This is a genomic window from Micromonospora sp. CPCC 206171 (assembly GCF_036906755.1).
In the GTDB taxonomy this organism is placed as follows: domain Bacteria; phylum Actinomycetota; class Actinomycetes; order Mycobacteriales; family Micromonosporaceae; genus Micromonospora; species Micromonospora purpureochromogenes.
Map to the genome: position 1 here is coordinate 105,310 of NZ_JBAKHT010000011.1, position 17,295 is coordinate 122,604.

Annotated in this window: 13 protein-coding genes; 5 read left to right on the forward strand and 8 right to left on the reverse strand. The window is 72.7% G+C overall.

Translation table 11 applies throughout. The features are described 5' to 3' along the window. Nucleotides 1-120 precede the first annotated feature (120 nt). Entirely contained in the window at nt 121-2,625 is a 2,505-nt protein-coding gene (locus V6U89_RS15435; protein ID WP_334571732.1) for a DEAD/DEAH box helicase, read from the forward strand. A 118-nt stretch (nt 2,626-2,743) separates the two neighbouring features. Beyond that, entirely contained in the window at nt 2,744-3,391 is a 648-nt protein-coding gene (locus V6U89_RS15440; RefSeq protein ID WP_154938380.1) for a hypothetical protein, read from the forward strand. A gap of 57 nt (nt 3,392-3,448) precedes the next feature. Here V6U89_RS15440 and V6U89_RS15445 read toward each other — a convergent pair whose 3' ends face one another. The 7 genes from V6U89_RS15445 to V6U89_RS15475 form a co-directional block, all read right to left on the reverse strand. Further along, nucleotides 3,449-4,960 (reverse strand): MFS transporter, encoded by a 1,512-nt coding sequence (locus V6U89_RS15445; RefSeq protein WP_334571735.1) that lies wholly within the window; start codon nt 4,958-4,960, stop codon nt 3,449-3,451. Continuing rightward, nucleotides 4,957-6,741 (reverse strand): IucA/IucC family protein, encoded by a 1,785-nt coding sequence (locus V6U89_RS15450; RefSeq protein ID WP_334571737.1) that lies wholly within the window; start codon nt 6,739-6,741, stop codon nt 4,957-4,959. The genes V6U89_RS15445 and V6U89_RS15450 overlap by 4 nt, the downstream gene beginning before the upstream one ends. Beyond that, nucleotides 6,738-7,307, reverse strand: a complete 570-nt coding sequence (locus tag V6U89_RS15455; protein WP_334571738.1) for a GNAT family N-acetyltransferase — start codon at nt 7,305-7,307, stop codon at nt 6,738-6,740. Before V6U89_RS15455 ends, V6U89_RS15450 begins: the two co-directional genes overlap by 4 nt. Beyond that, the gene (locus tag V6U89_RS15460) at nt 7,304-8,596 is read right to left on the reverse strand and encodes a lysine N(6)-hydroxylase/L-ornithine N(5)-oxygenase family protein (protein WP_334571739.1); all 1,293 of its coding nucleotides are present in this window, start codon (nt 8,594-8,596) and stop codon (nt 7,304-7,306) included. Before V6U89_RS15460 ends, V6U89_RS15455 begins: the two co-directional genes overlap by 4 nt. Nucleotides 8,597-8,622: 26 nt before the next feature. Beyond that, nucleotides 8,623-10,182: a pyridoxal phosphate-dependent decarboxylase family protein gene (locus tag V6U89_RS15465; protein WP_334571741.1), complete on the reverse strand. Its 1,560-nt coding sequence runs from the start codon at nt 10,180-10,182 to the stop codon at nt 8,623-8,625. 114 nt (nt 10,183-10,296) lie between these two features. Beyond that, nucleotides 10,297-11,553, reverse strand: coding sequence for an MFS transporter (locus V6U89_RS15470; protein WP_334571743.1), 1,257 nt, complete (start codon nt 11,551-11,553; stop codon nt 10,297-10,299). Continuing rightward, entirely contained in the window at nt 11,550-12,260 is a 711-nt protein-coding gene (locus V6U89_RS15475; RefSeq protein WP_334571746.1) for a siderophore-interacting protein, read from the reverse strand. The genes V6U89_RS15470 and V6U89_RS15475 overlap by 4 nt, the downstream gene beginning before the upstream one ends. 100 nt (nt 12,261-12,360) lie before the next feature. Here V6U89_RS15475 and V6U89_RS15480 point away from each other — a divergent pair, with 100 nt between their 5' ends. The 3 genes from V6U89_RS15480 (at nt 12,361) to V6U89_RS15490 (ending at nt 16,028) form a co-directional block, all read left to right on the forward strand. Further along, on the forward strand, nt 12,361-14,427 hold the full coding sequence (locus V6U89_RS15480; protein WP_334571748.1) for a penicillin acylase family protein: 2,067 nt from the start codon (nt 12,361-12,363) through the stop codon (nt 14,425-14,427). Continuing rightward, nucleotides 14,424-14,981 carry a GNAT family N-acetyltransferase gene (locus V6U89_RS15485; protein ID WP_334571749.1) on the forward strand — a complete coding sequence of 186 codons (558 nt, stop codon included), beginning with the start codon at nt 14,424-14,426 and terminating at the stop codon, nt 14,979-14,981. Before V6U89_RS15480 ends, V6U89_RS15485 begins: the two co-directional genes overlap by 4 nt. 399 nt (nt 14,982-15,380) lie before the next feature. Further along, the gene (locus V6U89_RS15490; RefSeq protein ID WP_334571751.1) at nt 15,381-16,028 is read left to right on the forward strand and encodes an endonuclease domain-containing protein; all 648 of its coding nucleotides are present in this window, start codon (nt 15,381-15,383) and stop codon (nt 16,026-16,028) included. 254 nt (nt 16,029-16,282) lie between these two features. Here V6U89_RS15490 and V6U89_RS15495 read toward each other — a convergent pair whose 3' ends face one another. Then, nucleotides 16,283-17,227 (reverse strand): ABC transporter substrate-binding protein, encoded by a 945-nt coding sequence (locus V6U89_RS15495; protein WP_334571753.1) that lies wholly within the window; start codon nt 17,225-17,227, stop codon nt 16,283-16,285. Between the last annotated feature and the right edge of the window lie 68 nt (nt 17,228-17,295).

Sequence of the window (17,295 nt, forward strand, 5' to 3'; positions counted from 1 at the left end):
CTGTCGGGGCGGGAATAGCCACGCTTTCTCTGAATCTGCGGTGCGTGAAGGGCGGGGGCGGGCGGGGGGCGTGTACCCGGTTGGCGGGCGGGGGTGGGGGGCGGGCACGATGGAGCGGCTATGACGCTCACTGCCGCGCTGCCTCGAAGCGCCGACCCCGACACCCTCTACGACGCGTTCGCCGGCTGGGCGAAGGAGCGCGGCCTCGACCTCTACCCCCACCAGGAGGAGGCGGTCATCGAGATCGTCTCCGGCGCGAACGTGATCATGAACACGCCGACCGGCTCCGGCAAGAGCCTGGTCGCGATCGCGGCGCACTTCGCCGCCCTGGCCGACGACCGCACCACCTTCTACACCGCGCCGATCAAGGCGCTGGTGTCGGAGAAGTTCTTCGCCCTCTGCGAGGTCTTCGGCGCGGAGAACGTCGGCATGCTCACCGGCGACGCCAGCGTCAACGCCGACGCCCCGATCATCTGCTGCACCGCCGAGATCCTGGCCAACCTGGCGCTGCGCGAGGGGTCCCGGGCGGACGTCGGCCAGGTGGTCATGGACGAGTTCCACTTCTACGCCGAGCCCGACCGGGGCTGGGCGTGGCAGGTGCCGCTGATCGAGCTGCCGCAGGCGCAGTTCGTGCTGATGTCGGCCACGCTCGGCGACACCACCCGGTTCGTCGACGACCTGTCCCGGCGCACCGGGCGGTCCACCGCCGTCGTCCGCTCCGCCGAGCGGCCGGTCCCGCTGCTCTTCTCGTACGCGATGACCCCGCTGCACGAGACCCTGGAGGAGCTGCTGGAGACCAAGCAGGCCCCGGTCTACGTCGTGCACTTCACCCAGGCCGCCGCGCTGGAACGCGCCCAGGCGCTGATGAGCGTCAACGTCTGCACCCGGGCCGAGAAGGACATGATCGCCCAGGCGATCGGCAACTTCCGGTTCACCTCCGGCTTCGGCAAGACCCTGTCCCGGCTGGTCCGGCACGGCATCGGCGTACACCACGCCGGCATGCTGCCCAAGTACCGCCGCCTGGTGGAGACCCTCGCCCAGGCCGGCCTGCTCAAGGTCATCTGCGGGACCGACACCCTGGGTGTCGGCATCAACGTGCCCATCCGCACGGTGCTCTTCACCGGCCTGTCCAAGTACGACGGGGTGCGCACCCGGCTGCTCAAGGCCCGCGAGTTCCACCAGATCGCCGGGCGGGCCGGACGGGCCGGCTTCGACACCCTCGGCCGGGTCGTGGTGCAGGCCCCCGAGCACGTCATCGAGAACGAGAAGGCGCTGGCCAAGGCCGGCGACGACCCGAAGAAGCGGCGCAAGGTGGTCAAGAAGAAGCCGCCGGAGGGCTCGGTCGGCTGGGGGCAGCCCACCTTCGAGCGGCTGGTCGAGGCGGAGCCGGAGCCGCTGACCTCCAGCTTCCAGGTCAGCCACTCGATGCTGCTCAACGTCATCGGCCGCCCCGGCGACGCGTTCGCCTCGATGCGGCACCTGCTCACCGACAACCACGAGGACCGGGCCGCCCAGCGCCGGCACATCCGCCGGGCCATCGCGATCTACCGGGCGCTGCGCGCCGGCGGGGTGGTCGAACAGCTCGACGAGCCGGACGAGGCCGGCCGGCGGGTCCGCCTCACCGTCGACCTCCAGCTCGACTTCGCGCTCAACCAGCCGCTGTCGCCGCTGGCGCTGGCCGCGATCGAGCTGCTCGACGTCGAGTCCCCCTCGTACGCCCTCGACGTGCTCTCGGTCGTCGAGTCGATCCTCGACGACCCCCGGCAGGTGCTCTCCGCGCAGCAGTTCAAGGCCCGCGGCGAGGCGGTGGCCGCGATGAAGGCCGAGGGCATCGAGTACGAGGCCCGCCTCGAACTGCTCGACGAGGTGACCTGGCCCAAGCCGCTCGCCGAGCTGCTGGAGGCCGCGTACGAGATGTACCGGCAGGGGCACCCCTGGGTCGCCGACCACCAGCTCGCCCCCAAGTCCGTGGTCCGGGACATGTACGAGCGGGCGATGACCTTCACCGAGTACGTGCAGTTCTACGGGCTGTCCCGCTCCGAGGGCCTGGTGCTGCGGTACCTCGCCGACGCGTACAAGACGCTGCGGCAGACCGTGCCCGAGGACGCCAAGACCGAGGAACTGGTCGACCTCATCGAGTGGTTGGGCGAACTGGTACGCCAGGTCGACTCCAGCCTGATCGACGAGTGGGAGCGGCTGCGCAACCCGTCCGACGTGGCGGAGCTGGCCTCCTCCCTGGCGGACAAGCCGCCGGCGGTCACCCGCAACGCCCGCGCCTTCCGGGTGCTGGTGCGCAACGCGCTGTTCCGCCGGGTCGAGCTGGCCGCGCTGCGCCGCTGGTACGACCTGGGCGAGCTGGACTCCGCGGCGGGCTGGAACGCCGACGCGTGGGCCGAGGCGCTGGAGCCGTACTTCGAGTCGTACGACTCGATCGGGGTCGGCCCCGACGCGCGCGGGCCGGCGCTGCTGATGATCGAGCAGGGCCGGGAACGCTGGACGGTGCGGCAGATCCTCGACGACCCCGAGGGCGACCACGACTGGGGCATCAGTGCCGAGGTGGACCTCGCCGCGTCCGACGAGGCGGGCGCCGCGGTCGTCCGGATCACCGAGGTCGGGCAGCTGTAGAAAAGAGTTTCGCGGGGCCGTCCGGAGTGTCCGGGCGGCCCCTTTCGTTCCCTGGGCGATGTCACCCCCGTCGATTAGAATGTATGTACTAATCGAGTTCCTGACCTGGGAGGACGCCGTGACCGCGCCCACCTCCGCCGCCCCGCTCACCCCCTACGCCACGCTCCTCGGCTTCACCCGGTACGTCGACCGCACCGGGCCGACCAAGGCCACCTTCGTCGGTGGGCTGCGCAAGCAGCGGGCCAGTCGGCACGGGTTCAACCCGCACGGCCAGTTCGTCAAGGCCCTCAAGGCCGACATCGCCTTCCACACCGGCGGCACTCACCTCGCCGGCGTGGCCGACGTGGTCAAGCCCCGGTGGCGCCCGCTCTACCAGGCGCTCGTCCCGGGGGCGACGGCCTGGCTGGAGTCCCTCGGCGAGCCGGCCGGCATCGACCTGGCCCAGACCCGCGACGCGCTCGCCATGCTGGGCGACCTGCCCGTCAAGATCAACCCGCACTTCGGCGTCCGGTACGCCGACGGCCACGCCGAGGCGGTCCGGCTGCACTTCGACGAGGCCCCGCCGAGCGAGGAGGCGACACTGGCCACGCTGCACCTGATGGCCCGGCACATGGACGCGGTGCTCCCGCACGCCGAGCCGGTCCTGGTCGACGTGCGGCGGGGCGAGGCCCACCGGATGCCCGACACGATCAAGCCCGAACAGGTCGAGCAGTGGCTGGCCGGCGAGGCCGCCGCCTTCCGCGCCATCTGGTCCACCGCCGCCTGACCCGATTTCCCGCCCGGGCCGGTCACGGTCCGGGCGGGAGCGGGGCGCGACGGTGGGTCAGCCGGAGCGGTCGGCCCGGTGCAGCAGTCCCGCGGTGACCAGGCCGCCGACGAGAACCGCGACGGCGCCCACCGTCTGACCGGTCTCCAGCGCCGCGCGGAACGCGTCGGAGACGACCTGCCGTTCGCTCTCCGACCGGGCGGCGGCCACGGCGGCGGGGAGCGATCCCGCGCCGGCCAGGGCGGGCGGCAGCAGCGCGGCGAACCGGGCGTTCAGCACGGCCCCCAGCACGGCGATGCCCAGGCTGCCGCCGACCTCGGTCATGGTGCCGTCCACCCCCGCGCCGACGCCGGCCTTGCGCGCCGGCACGGCGCTCATCACCGCCTCGACGATGGCCGGGTTGGCCAGCGCGCAGCCGGCGCCCATCAGCAGCAGCCCGCCGAGCAGCACGGGATAGCCGTCCCCCGGTGCGTGCGTGACGACCGTGAGTCCGCCGGCCAGCAGCGCCATCCCGACGGCGATCGCCGCCGGCGACCCGAGTCGGCGGATGACCCGGGCGGCGACGCCGGCGAGGTTGAGCACGACGATGGAGAGCGCGAAGGGCACCATCCGCAGCCCGGCCTCCCACGCCGAATAGCCGCGCACGAACTGGAGGTGCTGGGTCAGCAGGAACAGGGCGCCGGTGGCGCCGAAGGTGATCAGGACGACCCCGGAGATCGCGCCGACGAACCGGCGTTCGGCGAACAGGCTCATGTCCAGCATCGGGGCGGGGATCCGCCGCTCCCACACCACGAAGAGCACCAGCAGGAGCACGCCGGCACCGGCCGCGCCGAGCACCGCCGGCGCCGCCCACCCACGCTCCGGGCCGGAGATGATCGCCCAGACCACCCCGGTCAGGCCGGCCGTGGAGAGCAGCACGCCGAGCAGGTCGAGGCGGCCGTCCACCGGATCGCGCGACTCCGGCACCAGCGCCCCGGCGGCCAGCAGGCAGACCAGCACGATCGGGACGTTGACCAGGAAGATCGCGTTCCACGGCAGGTGGGCGAGGATGGCGCCACCGATCGGCGGCCCGGCCGCGAAGCCCAGCGCGCTGGTGGCCGCCCAGAGACCGATCGCCCGGGTCCGCTCGGTGGTGTCGAAGATCTGCATGGCGACCGCGAGGGTGGCGGTGACCAGGAGGGCGCCGCCGATCCCCATGCCGGCCCGGGCGGCGATGAGCTGACCGCTGGTCCCGGCGAGCCCGGCGGCCAGCGAGCCGGCGCCGAACAGGACCAGACCGGCCAGCAGCATCCGCCGCCGCCCGTACCGGTCGGCGGCGCTGCCGGCGGTGAGCAGCAGGCCGCACTGCACCAGCGCGTACGCGTTGATCATCCATTGGACGTCGGCGGTGGTGGCGTCCAGTTCGCCGGTGAGCACCGGGATCGCCACGGTCAGCACGGTGTTGTCGAGGACCACGGTGACCTGGGCCAGGCACAGCACGGCCAGGATCAGCCAGCGGTGTCGGACCGGGCCGGCCGGCCGGGCCCCCGCCGCCGGGGTGCCGTCGCGTACCGCGCCGGGGGCGCTCATCGCGGCGGGGCGAAGCGGGCGAGCGGGTTGGCCAGGGTGCCGACGAACTGCAACGCGGCCGACGGGTCCGCGAGGTCGACCATCTGCCGGTTGTTGCGCAGTTGCAGCCGGTTCAGGCAGGACAGCGGGAACTCGGCGGCGAAGAGGTCGTGCCGGCGCAGCCGGTCGGCCAGGTGCGGGACGCTGCGCTGGTAGTCGGCGGCGCACTCGGCCACCGTGCGCCAGAACTCGTCCTCGGCCACGACGCCCTCGGTGACCAGGATGGCGCTGAGGTGGCGCAGGAAGCAGTCGAACACGTCGGTGAAGATCGACAGGATCTTCTCCTCGTCGGGGACGGCGACCCGGATGCGCCGCACCGCCGGTGGCAGGTCGGCCTCGGGGTCCATCACCGCGATCTCCTCGGCGATGTCCTTGAAGATCACCCGCTCCACCGCCCCGTCGTGCAGCACCAGGATCACGTTCTCCCCGTGCGGCATGAAGGCCAGGTCGTGGGCGTAGAGGCTGTGCAGCAGGGGGACCAGGTAGGCGTCGAGGTAGCGGCGCAGCCAGACCGTCGGCGCCAGCCCCGACTCCGCGACCAGGGCGCCGGCGACCGAGCGGCCGCCCCGGTCGACGTGCAGCAGGGACGCCATGGTCGCCAGCCGGCGGCCCGGCTCCAGCCCGCCGACCGGGCTCTCCCGCCAGAGCGCGGCCAGCATCTTCCGGTACGGGGAGTACCGGTCGGTCGCCGCCTCGTACTGCCGGTGGCGGTAGCCGATCGCGGCGCGCTCCCGGATGATCGTCAGCCGGGTGCGCCGGAACACGGGGTCGGTGGCGACGAGGTCGGCCAGCCAGTCGTTGATCGCCGGGGTGTGCTCCATGTACGCGGCGGAGAGCCCGCGCATGAAGCCCATGTTGAGCACCGACAGGGCGGTCTTGACGTAGTGCTTCTCCGGGTGGGTGACGTTGAAGAAGGTGCGGATGGACTGCTGGGCGAGGTACTCGTCGGGGCCCTCGCCGAGGCAGACCAGCTGCCGCCGGGCCACCTCGCCGGCGAAGCTGACGGCGAGCTTGTTCCACCACTGCCACGGATGCACCGGGAGGAGCAGGTAGTCGGCCGGGTCCAGGCCCAGGCCGGTGAGGGTACGGGCGAAGCCGGCGAGCGTGTCGTCGCCGAGTTCGGCGCGGACCAGGGTGTCGTAGTCCAGGTCGGCGGCGCAGCTGAAGGTGGTGTGGTCGCGGTGTGCGGCCAGCCAGATCAGCCGGACCGGCCGGGCGGCCTCCGGGGCGTACCGGTGGTACTCGTGCACCCCCAAACCGATCCGGCCGTTGTTGGCCACGAAGCAGGGGTGCCCCTCGGTCATCTGGGTCTCGATGTCCTGGAAGTCCGCCCGGGCCAGCTTGGTGGCGTCCATCGCCGGCTTGCCGAGCTTGTACGCGGTGCCGGCCAGCGTCGAGGTGATCTCCTCGAGGTAGACCGGCAGGATCTCGTCGGTGAGGCCGAGCGCCCCGCGCAGGTCGAGGCAGAGGTCGACGGCGTCCAGCGGCAGCTCGCGGCCACCGGAGTGCCGGATGATGCTCGCCGCGTCCACCTGCCAGTGCCGCAGGGAGAGCAGCCGGGCGGTGAACCGGTACTCGACGCTGCCGTCGTCGCCGCGTACCCGGTAGCGGTCCGCGCCCAGCGGCTCGGGGGTGATCAGTCGTTCGTGGGCGAACTCCGCGAGGGCCTTGCGGACCAGCAGCCGGTTGGCCTCGGCCCAGTGCCCCGGGGTCAGGTGGTCCACGGATGCGAGCGGGTTCACGCGGGCAGGTCTCCTCGGGTGGCGGCCAGGAAATTCTCACGGGTGCAGACGCTGAGCAGGGCGTCCTTCTCGGGCTTGCGGATCGGGCCGACGACGGTGAAGCCCACGGCGGCGTTGAGCGCGTGCACGGCGTGGTTGCGCACGTCCGGTTCGACGACGACGCGGCGGACGGCCGGGTCGGCGAAGAGCCACGCCACGACCGTGGTGATCACGGCGCGGGTGAAGCCGTGCACGGGGGTGTCGGGGGGCGCGCAGAGGAAGTGCATGCCGACGTCGCCGTCCGCGGCGTCGTACCGGCCGACGAGCTCGACGTGGGCCGGGTCGTACCGCTCGGCCAGGAACGCCGGGCGACCGCGCCACGAGCCGAGGTACGCGTCGTGGTGCGGGTGCGCGGCGATCCGCCGGTACTCCTGCGCCACCCGGGCCACGTCGGCGTCCTGCATCAGCCAGAACGCGGCCCTGGGGTGGGTGACCCAGCCGTGCAGCAGCGCGGCGTCACCGTCCGGATCGAGGGTACGCAGGGCGAACTCGCCGAGCCGGTCGTCGACCCGCCGGAACACCGTCATGCGGTCACCGCCACCGGCGCGCCGAACTCCTGGAAGGCGATGCGCCGCTCGATCGGGTAGTGCTCGCGCCCGGTCAGTTCCCGGATGATCCAGGAGTTGCGGTACGCGCCCATCCCGAGATCCGGCGAGGTGATGCTGTGCGCCTGGGTGCCGGCGTTCTGCAGGAAGACGCCCCGGCCGGTGTGGTCGACGGCGTAGTTGCGGGCGACGTCGAAGCGGCCGTGCGAGTCCCAGCGGAGCCGGTCGCGGATCGGCTCCAGGAAGTCGGGCACCCGGTAGTGGTAGCCGGTGGCCAGCACCAGCCCCTCGGTGGTGAGGGTGAAGTCGCGGCCCTGCTCGACGTTGCGCAGGCCGAGCGTGTACGTCCCGCTCGCCGGGTCGTGGGTGGCGGTGCTCAGCGCGGTGTTGGTCATCAGCCGGGTGGGCACCGGGCCGGCGACGCTGCGGGCGTAGAGCAGGTCGAAGATGTCGTTGACCAGCTCGGCGTTGATGCCCTTGAACAGGGCCTTCTGCTCGGCCTCCAGCCGGTACCGGGTCGCCTCGGGCAGGGCGTGGAAGTAGTCCACGTAGTCCGGCGAGGTCATCTCCAGGGTGAGCTTGGTGTACTCCAGCGGGAAGAACCGCGGCGAGCGGGTGACCCAGTTGAGCTGGTAGCCGTGGGTGCCGATGTCGGAGAGCAGGTCGTGGTAGATCTCGGCCGCGCTCTGCCCGCTGCCGACCACGGTGACGCTGCGCTTGGCCCGCAGCGCCGCCCGGTTCTCCAGGTACCGCGAGTTGTGGATCACGTCGCCGCCGAGGTCCCGGCAGGCCTCGGGTACGTGGGGCGGGGTGCCGGTGCCCAGCACCAGGTGCCGGGCCCGGTGGGTGACCCGCTGGCCGGCCGCCGTGGCATGCACGACGTACCGCTCGTCGGCCGGGTCGTACTCGATGGAGGTGACCCTGTGGCCGAACCGGACGGTGGAGAGCTTCGCCGCCGCCCACCGGCAGTAGTCGTTGTACTCGCTGCGCAGCGGGAAGAAGCTCTCCCGGATGTAGAACGGGTACAGCCGCCCGGACTCCTTGAGGTAGTTCAGGAACGAGTAGGGCGAGGTGGGGTCGGCCAGGGTGACCAGGTCCGCGAGGAACGGCGTCTGCAGGCGGGTGGACTCCAGCAGCATGCCGGGATGCCAGTTGAACTCGTCGCGGGCCTCGAGGAAGAGGCCGTCGAGGTCGCCGATCGGCGCGGTCAGGCAGGCCAGGCCCAGGTTGTACGGGCCCAGCCCGACGGCGATGAAGTCGTGGGTCGACATGGGGTTCTCCAGGGCGGGACGGCCGGTCAGCGGATGGGGCAGGACAGCTCACCGGCCGTGCGGGTACGCACGTACCAGCCGGCGTGTTCGGCGATCAGGTCGAGGACGTGGGCGATGTCGTCCACGCTGGTCTCCGGGTTGAGCAGGGTGAACTTCAGGTGGTGCGCGCCGTCCACGGTGGTGCCCGCGACGAGGGCGGCGCCGGACGCGGCCAGCGCCTCGCGGGCGTACAGGTTGGCCTCGTCGACGAGCGGCCGGCCGGGACCGGTGGGCAGGTAGCGGAAGACCACGGTGCTGAGCTGGGACCGGGTCACCACCTCGAAGCGGGGGTCCTCGGTGAGCAGGTGCCAGGCGGCGGCGGCCCGGTCGATCACCTCGTCGAAGAGCGCCCCGACCGCGTCCGGGCCCATGATGCGCAGGGTGAGCCAGAGCTTCAGGGCGTCGAAGCGGCGGGTGGTCTGGATGCTCTTGTCGACCTGGTTGGGGATGCGCTGCTCGACCGCCCGCGCGGGGTTGAGGTAGTCGGCGTGCCAGGTGGCGTGCCGCAGCACCCGGCGGTCGCGCACCAGCAGCGCGCTGGAGCTGACCGGCTGGAAGAAGGACTTGTGGTAGTCCACGGTCACCGAGTCGGCCCGCTCGATGCCGTCGAGCAGGTGCCGCCGGGTCGGCGAGACCAGCAGCCCGCAGCCGTACGCGGCGTCGACGTGCAGCCACACGCCGGCCGCCGCGCAGATGTCGGCGATCCGCGGCAGCGGGTCGATGGTGCCGAAGTCGGTGGTGCCGGCGGTCGCCACCACGGCCATCACCCGCAGCCCCTCCCGACGGCACCGGTCGATCTCCCGGGCCAGTTCGTCGGTGCGCATCCGGCGCTCGGCGTCGGTGCCGACGGTGACCACCGCGTCGGCGTCGAGGCCGAGCAGCTTCGCCGCCTTCTGCACGCTGAAGTGGCCGGCCGCCGAGGTGAGGATCCGCAGCCGGGACAGCGACTCCGGGCGGGACGGCCGGGTGCCGCCCGAGGTCGCCGCCCGGCCGACCGCCTCCTCCCGGGCCAGCAGCATCGCCTGGAGGTTCGACTGCGTCCCGCCGCTGGTGAACACCCCGTCCGCGGCCGGGCCGAGCCCGACCCGGTCGACCGTCCAGTCGATCAGACGACGCTCGATCAGCGTGCCGCCGGCGCTCTGGTCCCAGGTGTCCAGCGAGGAGTTGACCGCGCTCAGCACCGCCTCGCCGAGCAGCGCCGGGATCACCACCGGGCAGTTCAGGTGCGCCAGGTAGCGCGGGTGGTGGAAGTACACCGCGTCGCGCAGGTAGACGTCCTGGAGCTCGTCGAGCGCCGCCCCGGTGTCGCCGAGCGGCCGGTCCAGGTCGATGCCGGCGATCCGGGGCGCGAGGTCCTGCGGGGTGACGCCGGTGAAGGGCCGGTCGGCGGCGGCGACCCGGTCGGCCACCCGGTTGATGCCGTCGGCCAGCACCCGCCGGTAGTCCGCGACGGTGCCGGCGGTGAACAGGTGGGCCCGGTCGGCGGCCACCGGGCCGGGGACGGCTCCGGTCGGGAGGGCCTGAACGGTTGCTCCGGGCAGACTCATGGCAGTCCTCAATGGTCGAAAGTGGACACGGCGGGCGGACGGGCATCGGCGCGGCGTCCGCCAGCGGTCCCGAGTTGATCGAGTGAAGTTAGGTTACCCTAACCTAAGTTCCCGTCAACGCCGCACCGGTTCGGCGCGCCGCGGCTCGGTGATCGGCGTCTCCGTCCCGGCGTCGGACGCAGACGCGAACCGGCGCTGGTGGGCGACGCCCACCGCGACGCCGAGCACCACCAGGACCACGCAGGCGCCCGCGACGGCGGGATAGCCCGCCCGGTCGGCGGCGGCCAGCCCGACCGAGGCCGCCACGAACGAGCAGACCAGCCCGAACGAGGACAGGACGGTGAAGTCGGTGCCGCCGGTGCCGGGCCGGGAGTAGTCCATGTTGACCGTGTAGAGCACCACGTTGGCCACGGTGTACGCGGCCATGAAGCAGCACAGCGCGGCCACCGTCCCGCCCACGGGCGCCCGCCCGGTCAGCAGCGGCAGCAGCAGCGCCGTGGAGACCACGAGGGACACCCCCGCGACGACGAGGACCGCCCCGCGACCGAACCGGCCCACGCCGGCGCCGGCGAGCAGCCCGGCCACGACGGCGGGAGCGCTGGTCACCACGCCGGTCACCACCCCGATCCGCCCCAGGGACCAGCCGGCGTCCACCAGCGCCGGCGTGACCAGCGCGTACGCCGCGCCGGCGCCGGTGTAGACCAACGGCACGACCCCGAACGTCCACCACCGACACCCGGGCTGGGCGAACACCGACAGCAGCGCCCGGTACGCCTGCGCGGCGGAGCCCACCCGATCGGCCCGGTCCGGTTCCCGGAACCGCCACACCACCAGCAGCCCCAGCGCGGTCAGCCCGGCCAGCAGCAGGATCGCCGGCCGCCAGCCGAACCGGTCGTAGACGACCACGCAGGCGCCGCCGCCGAGCAGGTTGCCGAGATAGCTGGCGGCGACCTGGACGCCGTTGCCGGCCCCCCGGGCGCGCGCCGACAACAGCCGGACGGCGACGGCGTCGACGGCGATGTCCTGGGTCGCGGAGAGGAACACGTACGCGGCACAGATCGCCACGATCGGGCCGAGCTGCCCGGCGGGACGATCGAACGGCAGTAGGGCGAGCAGCGACAGCACCAGGCCGGCCTGGAGCACCAGCAGCCAGGACCGGTAGTGGCCCCGCCGGCGTGATCCGTACCGGTCGAGGATCGGTGCCCAGAGGAACTTGAGCGGCCAGACCAGGCCGACGAACTGCAGCAGCGCCAACGTGTCCAGCGAGGTGCCGCCGTCGCGCAGGATGGCGGTCAAGCCGACGGTGATGAAGCCGACTCCGAGGTACTGGGTGACGTAGAGCGAGGTCAGGGTGCCGAGGCGGCCGTTCACCGGGCGGTCCAGTAGCCGAGCGAGGTCACCTGGTGCCGGCCGGCGCCGAGGGTGCGCCGCACGTGCCGGGTGATGCTGCGCGTACTGGCCGCCTCGCAGGCGACCCAGTAGTGGGCGTCGGCGGCGGCGGGCAACGCCGCGCAGACCGTCTCGACCAGGTGCCGCCCCTCGTCCCGGCGGGGCACCCAGGTGACCTCGTGTCCCGCCTGGGCGCGCGGCGTCAGGGCCTGCTCACCCTCGTGCGCGTACTCCAGCCAGACCGTCGCCGGAATGTCGGCGGCGGTGTCGAGCAGGCTGTTCACCGCGGGCAGCGAGGCGGCGTCGCCGACCAGGTAGAGGTGCGCGGGTGCGGGATCGGGCAGGTGGAAGGCGCTGCCCTGGACCGTGGCGTCGATGGTGTCGCCGACCTCGGCCGTGGTGGCCCAGCGCGCGGCACACCCGTCGTGCAGGGCGAACTCCAGGTGGAAGCGCCCGGTGGCCGGGTCCGGGTCGACCAGCGTGTACGCGCGCTGGTGCGGTCGGCCGTCGTCGTCGAACCAGAGCCGGATCCACATGGTCGGGTGCACCCCGCACGACTCCAGCAGGCCGCCGCCGTCCATCAGCAGCCGCTGGTAGTGGCCGCCGACCGCCTCGGTGCCGAGCACGGTCAGCCGGAAGTCCCGGCCGCCCATGGCCTTGAGGACCAGGGCTTCCCAGTTGCGTTTCACGTGTCGCCCTCCAGTAAGGTTCGCCTTAGTTAGGGGAGGGTAACCTAAGTTGATATTCGAGGAGCACGCGGCTCGCCCCGATTCCGGAGCGGGCCGCGCGGTGACGGGCGTCTATCGCGACGCCCGAGGCGTGCCGCATCTGCGCGCCGGCTCGGTCGACGAGCTGGCCCGGTTGCAGGGCCGGGTGGCCGCGCTCGACCGGGCCTGGCAGATCGAGGTCGAACGGTGGCGCTCGGAGGGCCGGCTCGCCGCGCACGTCGGTCCGGACGCGCTGGGCTGGGACCGGTTCGCCCGGCGCGCCCGGCTCGACGACACCGCGCGGCGGTGCTTCCACCGCCTCTCCCCCGCCACCCGGCGGTGGGTCACCGCCTATGTGGCCGGGGTCAACGACGGGCTCGCCGAGGGCGCCGCCGGTGCCCCCGAGTTCGCGGCGGTCGGCTGCGCGCCCGGCCGGTGGCAGCCCTGGTCACCGCTGGGGGTCTTCCTCGTCCAGCACATCCTCTTCTCCACCTTCCCGAACAAGCTCTGGCACGCCCACGTCACCGCCACCCTCGGCGCGGCCGCGACCGGGCTCTTCGCCGTCGAGGGCCCGGGCGGCTCCGGCAGCAACGCCTGGGCGGTGCCCGGCGACGCCGCCACCGGCCGGGGGCCGGTCATCGCCGGCGACCCGCACCGCCTCCTCGAACTGCCCGGCATCTACCAGCAGGTACGGCTGGCCTGCCCCGAGTTCGACGTGCTCGGCTTCGCCTTCCCCGGGGTGCCGGGGCTGCCCCACTTCGGCCACGCGGGCGAGGTGGCCTGGGCGGTCACCAACGCGATGGCCGACTACCAGGACCTCTACCGCGAGCAACTGCGCACCGACGGCGACCGGGTGCTGGTCCGCGACGCCGACGGCTGGGTGCCCGCGTACCGCCACGTCGAGCGGATCACCGTTTGCGGCGGCGACCCGGAGACCGTGGAGGTCGTCGAGACGCCGCGCGGTCCCGTGGTGGACCACGACCGGCACACCGGCGAGGCGATCAGCCTGCGCACCCCAGCCCGGGTCGAGGCGGACCTCGGCTTCGAGGCGCTGCTGCCACTGCTGCGCTCCCGCACCGTCGACGACGTGGCCGACGCGCTGCGCGCCTGGGTCGAGCCGGTCAACAGCGTGCTCGTGGCGGACCGGAGCGGGGCCGTCCACCAACTGGTCGCCGGGCTGGTGCCCGACCGGGACGAACGCTGCCGGCGCGAACCGGTCCCCGGCTGGGACCCGCGGTACCGGTGGCGCGGCGGGTACGCCGAGACGAAGCCGATCCCGGTCGAGGACATCGCGGTCTGCGCCAACGACCGCCGCCCCGACGTGGCCGACCTCGGCGCCGACTTCGCCCCGTCGCACCGCGCCGACCGGATCCGGGCCCTGCTGGCCGACGGCGTCGCGCCGGAGGACGTACACATGGACACCCGGCTCGCCGCGACGCCGCTGCGCGCGCTGCTCCACCGGCTCGATCCCGACGACCTCGACCCGCCCGTCCGGGAGCTACTGGACCGGCTCACCGCCTGGGACGGGTCGATGCGGGCCGACAGCACCGACGCCGGCGCCTTCGCGGCCTGGCGTACCGCGCTGGCCCGCCGGCTGCACGAGCACCCGAGCCTGCGCCCGTTGCGCGCCCCCGGCGCGTACGACGAGTTTTTCACGCCGTGGACGGACCCGCTGTCGCGGATCGGCCATGCCCTCGACGGCGTCGCGGCCGGGCTGCACCACCTCGGTGCCGACGTCGCGCCGGTGGCGGCCGCGGCCCTGGCGGACGTGGCCGCCGAGGGGCCGCCGACGGCCTGGGGGCGGCGGCACCTGCTGCATCCGGTGCACCTCGGGGTGGCCCCCGCCGTCGACGCCGCGGTGGTCGCCATGCGGGCCGCGACACCGTTGGGCGGCGACACCGACTGCGTGCTCGCCACCACCAGCGTCCCCGGCGTCTCCGACGCCTGCTGGCGCGGACCGGTCGCCCGCTACGTGTGGGACCTCGGCGACCGCGCCCGCAGCCGCTGGATCGTCCCGTTCGGCGCGTCCGGACGCCCCGACGACCCGCACTTCGCCGACCAGCTTCCCCGCTGGGCAGCCGGCGAACTGGACCCGGTGGACACCGACTGGCGACACCTGACCCGACAACCAGGAGACGAGAACCCGTGACGTACCAGCAGGACATCCCCGGCTTCGGCGAGCTGCGGCTCGTCGTGGTCGACCCGACCGCCCACGCCGAGCTGCTGCACGGCTGGGTCACCCAGCCGCGCGCGACGTTCTGGGGCATGGGCGGGTACACCGTGGACGAGGTGCGCGAGGTCTACGCGTTCATCGACGGGCTGGACACGCACCACGCGTACCTGATCATGCTCGACGGCGAGCCGGTCGGCCTGTTCCAGACCTACCTGCCGGAGGCGGACCCGGTCGGCGAGCGATACCCGGTACGGGACGGCGACATCGGGATGCACCTGCTGCTCGCCCCCGGCCACGGGCCGCCCCGCGGCCTGACCACCGCCGTCGGCCCGGCACTGGCCCGCTTCCTGTTCCGCGACCCCACCCGGCAGCGGATCGTGGTCGAGCCGGACGTCCGCAACCACCTCGCGCTGCGCCGCCTCGAACGCGAGGGCTTCACCTTCGACGAGCAGATCGACATGCCCGACAAGCGCGCCCAACTGGCCTTCCTCACCCGCCCCCGCTTCCAGTCCACCCACCCCACCCCCTGACCCCGCCCCCCGTTGGGGGGCGTGCACTTTCAGAGAAAGCGTGGCTATTCCTCGCCGAATAGCCACGCTTTCTCTGAAAGCGCGGCGGGGGTGTGAGGGGGTTGTCCACAGGGGGTTTCGGGGCGGGGGTGGGGGAAGCAGGGTGGTGGGGTGGCTCGTACACCTCGACGTCCTGATGCCCTCGTGGGGCGGGTCTTCTTTGCTCGTGAGGCGGTTCATGGTGGGCTGTTGACCAGGAACGATCTTCGGAGCAGTGCTTGGCGGAGGGTATTCCACAACGTCTACGCGGACGCCCGTCTCGACCTGTCGCATCGCAGCAGGTGCCGCGCCGCCGCGTCGTGGCTCTTTCCGCCGGGATGCGCGCTCGCCGGTAGGTCGGCGGTCGCGCTGCACGGTGGGGTGAGTCCCCGGGCCGACGATCCGGTCGAGGTGGTGGTCCAGCCCGACTCGCGATTCGGTCCGCTCGCCGGTCTGCTCATCCACGTCGCCGCGTGGCGCGAGGGCGAGGTGCAGCGCGTCGACGGCTGCGCGGTCACCACCCCGGTGCGCACCTGTTGGGACCTCGCGAACTGGCTCGACGTCATCGACGCGGTGGCACTGATCGACTCGCTCCGACACGTCGGCGCCGTCGACCTGGCGCAGCTGGAGCACTACCTGGCCACGCACCGCGGCGAGCGGGGCTGGCGGAAGTTCGCCCGGGCGGTCAGCCTCAGCGATTCCGGCGCGGCATCGCCACCGGAGTCGCAGCTGCGGGTACGACTCATCGAGGCCGGTCTGCCCCGACCGGTCACCCAACACGTCATCGAACGGGCCGGCCGTTTCGTCGCCCGGGTCGACCTGGCCTGGCCCGAGTTGAAGGTGGCCATCGAGTACGACGGGCTCTGGCACCACGACCCGGACCAGTTCCACCGCGACCGCCAGCGTCTCAACAGGATGCTGGGCGACGACTGGATCGTCCTGCACGTCACCAGCAAGCGGATGCGCGAGGACTTCGACACCTTCCTCACCGAGGTCCGCACCGCCCTCATCTCCCGCACCCGCCGCTGACCTAACCCGCGCCCCGCATCCCCCGCATCGCCCAGGGATGCGGGGACTGCACGACGCATCCATGCCGCCCGCCGGCCCGTGCACACTCAGCGCCCAAGCGGCGCCGACCGAGGCGCACGCCACACCCCCCGCCCCACGCGCCCCACGCCCCGGAGAACTCAGCCCGCACATACAGAGAATGAGTGGCTATTCGACGAGGAATAGCCACTCATTCTCTGAAAGTGCCCCCACGAGGAGGGCGCGATGCGGGGGGGTCAGGCGGTGAGGTACTTGGCGAGGTCGTCGAGGATCTTGTTGGCGGCGCCGACGCCGATGCCGGTCATCCAGACCTCGTCGGAGACGACGTGCGCCTTGCCGGCCTTGACGGCCGAGAGGCCCTTCCAGAGCGAGCCGGCGGTGACCTTGGCCTGCTCGGCGGCGGCCTTCTCGCCGTACGCGGTCACGAAGATGACGTCACCGTCGACCTCGTTGATCCGCTCGGCGCTGACCAGGTCGAACCGCTTGTCCTCCTTGCCCTCCAGGCGCTGCCGCTCGGGGCGGCCCAGCCCGGTGTCGCCGACGACGATGCCGGAGAAGGAGTCCGGGCCGTACACCCGGATGTTGCCCGGGATGAAGCGCACGATGGACACCTTGCGGGAGGCGGCGTCGCCCAGCTTCGCGCCGAGCTCCTTGGCCCGCTTCTCGTACGCGCCGAGCAGGTCGCGGGCCTGCTGCTCCTTGCCGAGCGCCTGGCCGTCGAGGAGCAGGTTCTCCTTCCAGGTGATGCCGACCTTCTCGGTGAAGACGGTGGGCGCGATGGCGCTCAGCTCGTCGTAGAACTTCTCCTGCCGGAACTTGCTGCCCAGGATCAGGTCCGGCTTCAGCGCGGTGATCGCCTCCAGGTCGGGCTCGGTGAGCACCCCGACCTCCTTGATGCCGGCGAGCTTCTCCTCGCCGAAGTAGGTCGGCCAGCTCTTCGCCTCACCGGCGGTGGCGGCGCCGACCGGCGTGACGCCGAGCGAGAGAGCGGTGTCGATCTTGTCGGTGTCGAGGACCACGACGCGCTTCGGCTCGGCCGGGACCTTGGTGCTGCCCATGGCGTGGGTGATCTCCCGGGTCTCCCCGGTGGCGGTGCCGGCGACCGGGTCGCTCTCCCCGCAGGCGGTGAGGCCCACGCCGAGAGCGAGGGCCGCGGTGAGGGTGGCGGCGAGACGACGCATCAGAGTCCTTTCGAGGGGTACGGGCCGACGCGCGGGGGGTCCGCGTCGTCGACGGAAGTGCGGGCCGC

What these genes read in the sequence shown, in the direction of transcription:
- V6U89_RS15435 (WP_334571732.1), top strand. Translation starts at nt 121, where the DNA reads ATGACGCTCACTGCCGCGCTGCCTCGAAGCGCCGACCCCGACACCCTC.
- V6U89_RS15445 (WP_334571735.1), bottom strand. Translation starts at nt 4,960, where the DNA reads ATGAGCGCCCCCGGCGCGGTACGCGACGGCACCCCGGCGGCGGGGGCC.
- V6U89_RS15455 (WP_334571738.1), bottom strand. Translation starts at nt 7,307, where the DNA reads ATGACGGTGTTCCGGCGGGTCGACGACCGGCTCGGCGAGTTCGCCCTG.
- V6U89_RS15460 (WP_334571739.1), bottom strand. Translation starts at nt 8,596, where the DNA reads ATGTCGACCCACGACTTCATCGCCGTCGGGCTGGGCCCGTACAACCTG.
- V6U89_RS15465 (WP_334571741.1), bottom strand. Translation starts at nt 10,182, where the DNA reads ATGAGTCTGCCCGGAGCAACCGTTCAGGCCCTCCCGACCGGAGCCGTC.
- V6U89_RS15495 (WP_334571753.1), bottom strand. Translation starts at nt 17,227, where the DNA reads ATGCGTCGTCTCGCCGCCACCCTCACCGCGGCCCTCGCTCTCGGCGTG.